Origin of the sequence: Streptomyces sp. NPDC090442 (genome assembly GCF_044769405.1) — a bacterium.
In the GTDB taxonomy this organism is placed as follows: Bacteria; Actinomycetota; Actinomycetes; order Streptomycetales; family Streptomycetaceae; genus Streptomyces.
In genome coordinates, this window is sequence record NZ_JBIVXW010000029.1 from 36894 (window position 1) to 47187 (window position 10294).

Genomic DNA, 10294 nt, shown 5'->3' on the forward strand with positions numbered 1-10294 from the left:
ATCAAGCAGCACGACCTTGGCAGCCGGACGGGCCGGTGCCATAGGTAAAGACGAAGCTGAGCTGCTTGGACATGGCGCTCAGTATGAGCCCGTTAGAATCGAAAGTCCAACCCCTGCTCCACACCGCCGGAAGGCCGCCGAAGTGCCATCAGCGCCCCCTGCCGCCGCACCGGACGTCGTCCTCGTTGTCGACTTCGGCGCACAGTACGCGCAGCTCATCGCCCGTCGGGTCCGCGAGGCCCGGGTCTACAGCGAGATCGTGCCGTCCACCATGCCGGTGGCCGAGATGCTCGCCAAGAACCCCAGCGCGATCATCCTCTCCGGCGGTCCGTCGTCGGTTTACGCCGAGGGTGCCCCCAGCATCGACCGTTCGCTGTTCGAGGCCGGGGTCCCGGTCTTCGGCATGTGCTACGGCTTCCAGCTGATGGCCACCACGCTCGGCGGCACGGTCGACAACACCGGTGCCCGCGAGTACGGCGGCACCGCCCTGAGCGTCAGCAAGCCCGGATCCACCCTTTTCGAGGGCACCCCGGCCGAGCAGTCGGTGTGGATGTCGCACGGCGACGCCTGCTCCGCGGCCCCCGAGGGCTTCACGGTCAGCGCGTCCACCGACCTGGTCCCGGTCGCCGCCTTCGAGAACGACGAGAAGAAGCTCTACGGCGTGCAATACCACCCCGAGGTGATGCACTCCACGCACGGCCAGCAGGTCCTGGAGCACTTCCTCTACCGCGGTGCGGGCATCGAGCCGAGCTGGACGACCACCTCCGTGGTCGAGGAGCAGGTCGCCGCGATCCGCGCGCGGGTCGGCAGCAAGCGCGCGATCTGCGGGCTGTCCGGCGGCGTGGACTCCGCGGTGGCCGCGGCCCTCGTCCAGAAGGCCATCGGCTCCCAGCTGACCTGCGTCTACGTCGACCACGGCCTGATGCGCAAGGGCGAGACCGAGCAGGTCGAGAAGGACTTCGTGGCCGCCACCGGCGTCCAGCTCAAGGTCGTTGACGCCAGCGAGCGGTTCCTGAACGCGCTCAAGGGCGTCTCCGAGCCCGAGCAGAAGCGGAAGATCATCGGCCGGGAGTTCATCCGGGTCTTCGAGCAGGCCCAGGCCGAGCTGGTCGCCGAGGCCGGCGCCGACGGCGAGGAAGTGGCCTTCCTGGTCCAGGGCACGCTCTACCCGGACATCGTCGAGTCCGGCGGCGGCACCGGCACCGCGAACATCAAGTCGCACCACAACGTCGGCGGCCTGCCGGAGGACATCGAGTTCGAGCTCGTCGAGCCGCTGCGCCAGCTGTTCAAGGACGAGGTCCGGATGGTCGGCACCGAGCTGGGCCTGCCGGACGCCATCGTCCAGCGCCAGCCGTTCCCCGGCCCCGGCCTGGGCATCCGCATCGTCGGCGAGGTCACGCAGGAGCGACTGGACCTGCTGCGCGAGGCCGACGCCATCGCCCGCGAGGAGCTGACCGCGGCCGGCCTGGACCGCGAGATCTGGCAGTGCCCGGTGGTCCTGCTCGCCGACGTGCGCTCGGTCGGCGTCCAGGGTGACGGCCGCACCTACGGCCACCCGATCGTGCTCCGCCCGGTCTCGTCCGAGGACGCCATGACCGCGGACTGGACGCGCATGCCGTACGAGGCGCTGGCCCGGATCTCCACGCGGATCACCAACGAGGTCGCGGACGTCAACCGCGTCGTCCTCGACGTCACCAGCAAGCCGCCGGGCACCATCGAGTGGGAGTGAGCGGCTCCCACTGACGCCCGATGACGAACGCCGTCGCCCGCTGTGTGCGGGCGGCGGCGTTCGTCGTGTGCGGGGCCGGTTCGCCGCGGGCGGTCGGTGGTTGACGACCGACGGCCGAGGGCGGAAGATATTTTCCGCTAGACGGTAATAATTCTTCGGTATGCGGAAGTGAGTGGGTCGCGCGCTATGAGCACCATCGGTTTCCTCGGCCTCGGCATCATGGGCAGTCCCATGGCGGTGAACCTCGCCAAGGCCGGGCACACCGTGCGCGGGTGGAACCGCAGTCCCGGCAAGGCGGGCGCGCTGGTCGCCGCGGGCGGCCGGGAGGCCGCGTCGATCGCCGAGGCGGTCGCCGACGCGGACGTCGTCATCACCATGGTTCCGGCCTCCCCGCAGGTCGAGGCGGTCGCCTACGGGCCGGACGGCATCCTGGCCCACGCCAGGTCCGGCGCCCTGCTGATCGACATGTCCTCGATCACCCCGCAGACCTCCGTCGACCTGGCCAGGAACGCCGCCGAGAAGGGCGTCCGGGTCCTGGACGCCCCGGTCTCCGGCGGCGAGGCCGGCGCCGTCGAGGCCGTCCTGTCGATCATGGTGGGCGGTGAGCGGGCCGACTTCGACGCCGCCAGGCCCGTCCTCGCGGCCCTCGGCACGACCCTCGTGCACTGCGGCCCGCACGGGGCCGGCCAGACCGTCAAGGCCGCCAACCAACTCATCGTCGCCGTCAACCTCCAGGCGTGCGCCGAGGCCGTGGTCTTCCTGGAGAAGTCCGGCGTCGACCTCGCGGCCGCCCTCGACGTCCTCAACGGCGGCCTGGCCGGCTCCACCGTCCTGAACCGCAAGAAGGACAACCTCCTGCGGCGTTCCTACGCCCCCGGCTTCACGTTGGAACTCCACCACAAGGACATGGGCATCGTCACCGACGCCGCCCGCACCGTCGGCGCCCCGCTCCCGGTCGGTGCCGCCGCCGCCCAGCTCATCGCCTCCGCGGTGGCCCGGGGCGACGGCGCGCTCGACCACTCCGCGCTGCTCCGCGGCGTGGAACTGCTCGGCGGCTGCGGTCAGGAGCAGTAGGGCCGCCCTTGGGGCGCGGCGCGGTTGGTGGCGGCACGGGCCTGGTCTCTCGCGGAGGCGGGGGGTAGCTTCCGCCCGAGCGCCGCGAGCCGCACGCGCCCGGAAGGAGAACCACCATGTCGGAGCCGACCCCGATACCCCCCGAGCAGCTCTACTTCGCGATGCCGCCGACGCACCAGAGCGTCGAGGAGGAGCGGCGGCACCGCAAGGAGCGCCTGGTGGCGGCGGTGCGCCTGCTGGGCCGGCACGGGTTCGACGAGGGCGTCTCGGGCCATTTCACCGTGCGGGACCCGGAGTTGGCCGACTGCTACTGGGTCAACCCCTTCGGCCTGGCCTTCGCGCTGCTGACCGTCGGCGACCTGGTCCTGGTCAACGGCGACGGGAAGGTCGTCGAGGGCCACCACCACGTCAACCAGGCGGCGTTCACGATCCACGCGCAGATCCACCGGGCCCGCCCGGACGTCGTCGCCGTCGCCCACAGCCATTCCCCCTACGGGCGCGCGCTCTCCGCCCTGGGGGAGCCGCTGGCCCCGATCACCCAGGACGTCTGCGCGTTCTACGAGGACCACGCCGTCTACCCCGCCTATACGGGCGTGGTGGTGGACGAGGAGGAGGCCCGCCGGATCGCCGCCGCGCTCGGACCGCACAAGGCCGTGATCCTGCGGAACCACGGGCTGCTGACGGTCGGCGACTCGGTCGACGCGGCGGCCTGGTGGCTCCTCACCATGGAGCGCTGCTGCCAGGTGCAGTTGACCGCCAAGGCGGCCGGCAAGCCGGTGCCGATCGCCCACCAGGACGCGGTGCGCACCCGGGAGCAGCTCGGCAGCGACCTGGTCGCATGGATCAACTACCAGCCGCTGTACCAGCAGATCGCCCGCCGCGAACCGGAGATGTTCGGCTAGGGCGCCGCTGACGGATCTCCGTGGAAGCCCCTCGCGCCGGACCGACAGGGCGGAGCCGGGCCCGCGCATACGACGGACGGCGCTCACGAGGCCGTGAGAGGCCCGGTGAGCGCCGCCCGCGCCTATCGGGTGTCCCGGGCCGCTACTTCTGCGGGAAGAGCTTCAGGAACGGATCCACGGCCGCCGGCAGCCCGCGACTGAACGGCGCGTCGAAGTCCCAGACGAGGAAGAGCAGGAAGGCGATCAGCGCGCTGAACACGCCGGCCATCAGCAACTCCCGCGCCGACCGCCTGATCTGGAGCGTGAACATCACCCCGATCGAGATCACGCCCCCGACGATCAGCCCGAACCACACCACCCCGGGAAGCGTCGGTTCCGCCGCGTCCGAACGGGCCATCCGCGCGCTGTCCGCGGCCGCCACCTGGTCGATGAGGGGCTGGTAGGACTCCCGCTCGTAGTCGTCCCGCGGGTGGTAGCCGATGACGTCGGAGCGGACCTTCGCCAGCAGCGCGTCGCCCTGCTCGGTGAGCTCGCCGCGATCGGCCATCACCGGCCACTCCTTGTGGACGACGTAGCTGACATAGGAGTTGGCGTCCGCGCGGATGGTGTCCCGTACGGGCGCCGGCCACGCCTGGGCCCGCGCGCTGACCTCGTGCAGCGCCTGCGCCTCGGCCCGCACGGTGTCCTCGGCGGTGCTCCGGGCCTCCCAGACACCGGCGATGGCCAGGCCCAGCACGATCGCGTAGACCACGCCCACCATCATCGTCAGGTACTCGATCACGTCCGGCGTCTCGGACGGGTCGTCGTCCTCGCCGATCCGGCGCTCCTTGAGGACGGTGATGGACAGCACGACGCCGCAGACCGCGGCCATGGCGATGGTCAACACCAGCCATTGCGACATGGAGACCTCCTACGAGGAACTGCGCCCGGCGGAACGGGACGAGGAGCGCGAACGGGGACGGAGGGCGACGCCGGCCAGTACGGCCGGGGTGGTGACCAGCAGCATCCTGGTCACCACGGAGCGCCCGCGGTGCGGCTTGTGGCGGGCCGGCGGCACATAGCCGTGCCGGGCCGCCGGCCGCGGAAGCTCCAGGAGCTGCGCGGGCGTTGAGGGGGGTGGTGGGGCCGGCGGCGTGGGGCGCGCGGGCGGCGGCGCCGGTGGTGACGGCCGGGGCGCCGGTGGGTCGGTCGGCGTGTGCCACGGGTGGGGCCGCGGCGTTGCACTCCGACGGGGCGGCGGCGGGGCCGGTGTGGGCGTGGGACGGGGCGGGGGGTGGTGCGTCGGCTGGGTGCAGGGGAAGTGCCAGCCGGGCGGCATCGGGAAGTCGGTGGGCAGATGGACGGGTGGAGCGGTGCCGGCGTAGGCGCAGTTGTCGCCGGACGGCCGCTGGAGCGGTCCCGGGCGGGCCGCCGCCGGCGGGGACGTGACCAGGGCCAGCGCCGCCGCGAGCGTCGACGCCGCGGCCAGCGCCAGGGCCGCGGCGCGGACCAGGGTGGCGAACGGCGGCCGGCCGGCGGACCGGCCGCCGCGCCGGACACGGGAGCGCCGGCGCGCTCCGGCGCCGGCGTCGTTTCGGGGAGATTCGTGTATCTCACGCACGGCGGGAAGTCTGCGCAGCGCCCGGGCCGGACAGCCGTCCCTCGACGGCGATTCGCCCGAACGGGGGGCATCGGGGAAAGCGCGTCCGGGCCACCGGCGGGCCGCCACACCGCCTGCGCACAGGTGAGCGTCAACCTGCCGATGCCGAACGGGACTTCCGTGACCTGGACGATTACCTCTCGCCCCGGTGGTTTACGGCACAATTCCCGTCTAGCGAAGAGAAGTTGATACGAGCGGCGGCGGGGCGGTACGGACGTGTCGGTGGAATCGGCGAGCACGGTGGCCGGGAGGAGCGAGCCGGGAGGCGGCGCGAGGCCCTCCGACGGCGGCGGATGCCGGTGCGGACAGTGCCCGCACGGGGCCCGCGAGGGGCACCGGCAGGCGCTCGCCGCGTTCGTCGCGCTGCGCGAGGAGTTCGCCGCCGGGCGCGGGGTGCCGGCCGGACTGGCGCACTCCGCCGGTGCCGCCCGGCAGTGGGTGTCCGACGAACTCGCCCTGTCGGCCAGGCTGTTGGCCGAACGCGGCGCGGCCGAGGGCGCCACCTGGCCGGCGACGGCCCGCCTGCGCGCCGTGCTGGCCGTCTGGGCCGGGGTGCTGGCGCTGCTGCTCGGGCAGGCGCTGACCGCCGTCGGGCACGGCTGGACGACGGGGCGCACGGCCACGCTGACCGCGGCCGCCCTGCTGGCGCTCGGGGTGACGGCCGCGGCCCGCCTCCACCGTGAACAGGGCGGCGCGCTGGCCCCGTTGGTCGGCGAGGACCAGCGGCTGTCCACCTCCCGGGCGGTGGCCGTGGCCTGGGTGACTGCGGTGCTCTACGCCGTCCTGACGCTCGCCGTCCAACTGGCGCTGGGCCCGGGCCCGGATGCCCGGCGCCACCTGCTCTCCGGGCTCGGACTGGTCCCCTCGGGCGGGCTGTTGGCCATGTTGGCCATCGGGTCCACGGTGGCCGTGCTGGCCTACGGGATGACCGCCGGGCGGGTCCGCGCCGGGCGGGTGCAGAAGGTGCCGGCCGACCGGCCGCGGGTCGCCGACCTGCTGGCCGACGACGGGGGCCGCGGCAGCTTCACCGACGCGCAGTACGTGCTGGTGAACGCGGCCGTGCTGATCTTCACCCTGGTCCGGCTGGCCGGCGACCCGACCCAACTGCCCGGCCTCCCCTGGGTGTTGGTGGTCCTGGCGGCCCTCTCCGCGGTGACGTACCTGGCGGGCAAGGCCGTCTCCGGGGGCCGGCCGGTGATCCTCTCCGTGGTGCGCGCCAGGGAGCTCGGCGACCTCGCCGCCCCGATCCGCACCGGCGACGACATCGAGATCCGCGGCGCCGGCTTCGTCCCGCCCGGCGCGGCGACCCCGGACCGGCTGGCCCGTACGGTCGTCCGGATCGGCGGGGTCCACGTGCCCGTCCCGTTGGTGCCGGTGCCCGGCGGATTCGCCAATCCGACGGACGGGGTGCTGACCGTGCCCGTGCCGGTCGACGTGGAGCCGGGTCCCGTGGACGTCCGGGTGATCACGGCGGCCGGGGCGGAGACCCGGGCCTATCGGATCGAGGTCCAGGACTGAGCTGAGCGTGGCGGCTCGCCAATTCCCTTCGCCTTAGAGGGCATTGCCCGCTCGGCGGTCGCGGGGGTGCCCCTCTGGACGGTGACCTGGGCCCGTTGACCGGCCTCTCGCCCCGCCTCGTGGTCGTCCGGTCTTGTGTGCGCCCGGCCTCTCGCCTGGCCTCGTGGTCGTCCGGCTCGTGTTCGTCCGGCTCGTGCGCGTCCGGTTTCGTGTTCGTCCGTCTCGTGCGGGGCGGTGCCGCGGGGGCCGGCGCCGGCGGGGGCCCATCCGGGCGGTGCCGCCTGCGACGCCGGAGGGAATGCGGAGGGGAATCTCGCGCCACCGTGCGTACGCGTCTCGCCAAGCCGCGCGGGCCCCGGCACAATCGGCTGCCCCCGGCGGCAACGGAGAGGCAGACGTCATGGCCCACGCACACCGCACGCACCCCGCCGACCTTGCCGGTACCCGGCCCGGCGGGCTCCGGGGCGGGCTGGCGCGGCACGCCCTGCTCCCGCTGCGCCTCTTCCTGGGCGCCACCTTCCTCTACGCCGGAACCCAGAAGCTCACCGACCGGGCCTTCCTGAGCGCCGGCGGCAAGGGCTCGCTGGGCGGACTACTGCGGCAGGTCCACGACTCCGCGGCGCTGCCGCAACTGGTGGAGCTGGCGCAGCACAGTCCGGCCGCCTTCGGCTATGCGCTCGCCGGCGGCGAGGTGTTGGTCGGCATCGGGACGCTGCTGGGGCTGCTGGGCCGGCTGGCGGCCTTCGGTGGCGCGCTGATCTCGCTGACCCTCTGGCTCACCGTGAGCTGGCCCGCCGCCCCCTACTACTACGGCAACGACCTCGCCTATCTGATCGCCTGGACCCCGCTGGTGCTGGCCGGCGCACCCCGCTTCTCGCTCGACGCCGCACTCGCCCACCGCCGCGGCCGGCGCGGGGCGCAGCTCTACGGGTGAGCGAGGGCGCCCGGGTGCCTCCGCCGGGCGGGCGGGGGCGTGCCGCCCACGACCCGGCCCGTCTACCGCCCGCCCCTCGGCGCTCCACCGCCGGCCGCCCGTCATGACGGCTGCCGGGGCGGGGCGTCCCGGTGGTGGTGGCGTCGGACGGTGGCCCAGACGGCGGTGGTGATGCCGGCGAGCAGCAGGCCGGCCGGGATGGCGAAGAACAGCCAGGGGCCGGGGGCGTGCCAGCGGCCGACGGCGTCGAGGCCGTAGCCGACGCCGACAACGAGGGCGGCGAGGCCGGTGATCAGACGGCCCGGCTCGAAGGGATGGCGTTTCACTGGGGGGCTCCCTGGGGGGTCTGGGCCGGGGACGGGGTGGCCGAGGGGGCCGGCGCGGCACGCTCGACGGCGATCTGGCCGAGGCCGACCTTGAGGTCCAACTCCACTGCGCCGTGCGGCCGCTCGCCCTTCTTCAGACCCTCCGCGGCCAGTGTGACGGTCCGCTCGCGGTGCCCGGCGACGATCTCCACGTCGTTGGCCGCCTCGCCCGGCATCTGGATGCCGCCGGCGCCGAGCGAGAGGTGGAGCGTCGCGGTGGTGCGCTGCGGCAGCGTCACCTGGAGCCGACCGGCGCCGACTTCCGCGGCGCTGTGGACCGTCGTGCCGGGAGTGAGGGGGAGTTGGGAGAGATCCAGCCGGACCTCACCGGAGCCGACCGCGTAGCGCGGTTGGACGGCGGTGGGGGCGGCGGGCGTCCAGGTGCGGCGCTGCCAGTCGGCGGTGATGGTGGGGGGCAGCGCCGTCGCACCGGCCAGCAGGGCCGCGGTCAGCATCATCAGGAAGACCGTGCCGCCGCCGGTGCGCCCCAGCCAGGCGCTCAGGAGGATGCCCAGCCCGAAGACGGCCAACGCACAGGCCAGGCCCGCCTGGAGGGACGGCGCCAGCGCGGCGTGCCGGGACACGGCGAGGCCGGTGCCGGTGCCCGCCAGCACGGCCAGCACGAACGTCCGCCCGCCGATCGCCCGGCCGCGGACGGGCCGGGGCGGGGCGGCGGTGCGCGCGGCGGCCGGGGAGGCCGGGGCCGCACCGGGCTGCCCGGGGCCGGCGTCCGCGTCGGCCGGCGCCCCGTGGGTGGACTCGTAGGTGATGTCGAGCCGGGCGTCCTCCGGGCCCCACAGATAGCCGCGGCGCATCAGCGCCTCGGTGCGCGGATCGCGCCACCAGGAAGGGGTGTTGGGGGCCGGGGGCGCGGTGGCCTCCGGCGGGGCGTCGGCGACCGCCTGGGCCGTGGCGGCGTCCACGGAGCCCGGGCCCTCGGACTGCGCCCGGCGGCGCTGCCGCGACCAGTAGGCGGCGCCGGCCACCGCCAGCGTCACCATGATCGCGAAGGACATCATGCTGCCCTTGCCGAGCGTGGTCAGGAACAGCGCACAGCCGGCCAGCGCGCACAGCAGCGCCGTCAGCGCCGAGCCCTCGACCCGGCCGGAGAGCAGCCGGCGACCCTCGTTCTCCTCCTGGCCCTCAAGGGGCACGATCAGCCAGGCGAAGCCGTAGAAGATCAGGCCGAGTCCGCCGATGGACAGCACGGCGAGCACGACCCGGAAGATCACCGGATCGACGTCCCACTGCCGGCCCAGGCCGCCGCACACGCCCGCGACGACCTTGTGCCGCCGGCTGCGGCGCAGCGGCGGGCGCGGCGGGGTGGGGCCGGCGGGGTCGGAGGCCGTCGGCTCCGCGGCGGTGGGTGCATCGTTCATGGAGACATGGTGACAAGGGCCTCGGCCGCGCGGTATCGGTGAAAACCCTGGCTGACCCCTGAGATCCCCCGGAGCGACCCTGGGGTTTTCCCCGAGAGGGCCCCGTGAACGGGGTCTTCCGGGGCGTGCCGTGGGGCGTCGAACGGCGCCCCTGAGCCGCCGGAAAGTGGCCGCGCACGCCGCGTGCGCGGCGGCCCGCGCCGGAAAAAGACTCGTCGCGGCGGTGGCCGGAGGTCTTTTCCGGCCTGCTGAAGACTATCGTTGCGCCCTGAATACGTACGGGTTTCCGGAGGGGCGTGCGGTGTCGGAGGACGAGGGGCGACTGGTCGCCGGGCGGTATCGCCTGGTCCAGCGGATAGGCCAAGGCGGTATGGGCACCGTCTGGCGGGCCCGGGACGAGCTCCTGGGGCGTCAGGTCGCGGTGAAACGCCTGCACGTCTCGCCCCAACTCGATGCGGACGAACTCGCCACCCGCCACGAGCGCACCACCCGTGAGGCGCAGGCCGCGGCGCGGATCAACCACCCCAACGTCGTCGGCGTCCACGACGTCGTGGACGACGAGGGGTCGCCGTGCATCGTCATGGAGTACGTCCCCTCCTCGACGCTCGGCGACGCCATCAAGGAGGCGGCGCAGTCCGGCACTTACCTCTCGCCCCGGGAGACCGCCCGGATCGGCCGGGGCATGATTTCCGCGTTGCGGGCCGCGCACTCCGCCGGTGTGTTGCACCGTGACGTCAAGCCGGGCAACGTGCTG

At 73.9% G+C, this 10294-nt stretch carries 10 protein-coding genes; 6 read left to right on the forward strand and 4 right to left on the reverse strand.

The window, feature by feature from the left end; translation table 11 throughout:
* The first annotated feature begins 142 nt into the window (after window positions 1-142).
* The 3 genes from guaA (at window position 143) to ACIQU6_RS21195 (ending at window position 3705) form a co-directional block, all read left to right on the forward strand.
* Window positions 143-1729 carry a glutamine-hydrolyzing GMP synthase gene (gene guaA, locus ACIQU6_RS21185; RefSeq protein ID WP_403483196.1) on the forward strand — a complete coding sequence of 529 codons (1587 nt, stop codon included), beginning with the start codon at window positions 143-145 and terminating at the stop codon, window positions 1727-1729.
* Window positions 1730-1915: 186 nt separating this feature from the next.
* Window positions 1916-2803, forward strand: coding sequence for a 2-hydroxy-3-oxopropionate reductase (locus ACIQU6_RS21190; RefSeq protein ID WP_403483197.1), 888 nt, complete (start codon window positions 1916-1918; stop codon window positions 2801-2803).
* 116 nt (window positions 2804-2919) lie between these two features.
* Window positions 2920-3705 (forward strand): class II aldolase/adducin family protein, encoded by a 786-nt coding sequence (locus tag ACIQU6_RS21195; RefSeq protein ID WP_403483198.1) that lies wholly within the window; start codon window positions 2920-2922, stop codon window positions 3703-3705.
* A gap of 142 nt (window positions 3706-3847) precedes the next feature.
* Here ACIQU6_RS21195 and ACIQU6_RS21200 read toward each other — a convergent pair whose 3' ends face one another.
* Both ACIQU6_RS21200 and ACIQU6_RS21205 read right to left on the reverse strand, forming a co-directional pair.
* Entirely contained in the window at window positions 3848-4606 is a 759-nt protein-coding gene (locus ACIQU6_RS21200) for a hypothetical protein (RefSeq protein WP_403483199.1), read from the reverse strand.
* 9 nt (window positions 4607-4615) lie between these two features.
* Entirely contained in the window at window positions 4616-5305 is a 690-nt protein-coding gene (locus ACIQU6_RS21205; protein ID WP_403483200.1) for a hypothetical protein, read from the reverse strand.
* 279 nt (window positions 5306-5584) lie between these two features.
* Here ACIQU6_RS21205 and ACIQU6_RS21210 point away from each other — a divergent pair, with 279 nt between their 5' ends.
* Both ACIQU6_RS21210 and ACIQU6_RS21215 read left to right on the forward strand, forming a co-directional pair.
* Window positions 5585-6862: a hypothetical protein gene (locus tag ACIQU6_RS21210; protein ID WP_403483254.1), complete on the forward strand. Its 1278-nt coding sequence runs from the start codon at window positions 5585-5587 to the stop codon at window positions 6860-6862.
* A 400-nt stretch (window positions 6863-7262) separates the two neighbouring features.
* On the forward strand, window positions 7263-7796 hold the full coding sequence (locus ACIQU6_RS21215; RefSeq protein ID WP_403483201.1) for a DoxX family membrane protein: 534 nt from the start codon (window positions 7263-7265) through the stop codon (window positions 7794-7796).
* Window positions 7797-7897: 101 nt separating this feature from the next.
* Here ACIQU6_RS21215 and ACIQU6_RS21220 read toward each other — a convergent pair whose 3' ends face one another.
* A complete protein-coding gene (locus ACIQU6_RS21220; RefSeq protein WP_403483202.1) occupies window positions 7898-8122 on the reverse strand; it encodes a hypothetical protein in 225 nt (74 codons plus the stop codon).
* Window positions 8119-9540, reverse strand: a complete 1422-nt coding sequence (locus tag ACIQU6_RS21225; protein ID WP_403483203.1) for a PspC domain-containing protein — start codon at window positions 9538-9540, stop codon at window positions 8119-8121. The genes ACIQU6_RS21220 and ACIQU6_RS21225 overlap by 4 nt, the downstream gene beginning before the upstream one ends.
* A gap of 370 nt (window positions 9541-9910) precedes the next feature.
* Here ACIQU6_RS21225 and ACIQU6_RS21230 point away from each other — a divergent pair.
* Window positions 9911-10294: protein kinase (locus ACIQU6_RS21230; RefSeq protein WP_403483255.1), on the forward strand; the 384-nt coding region annotated here is incomplete at its 3' end.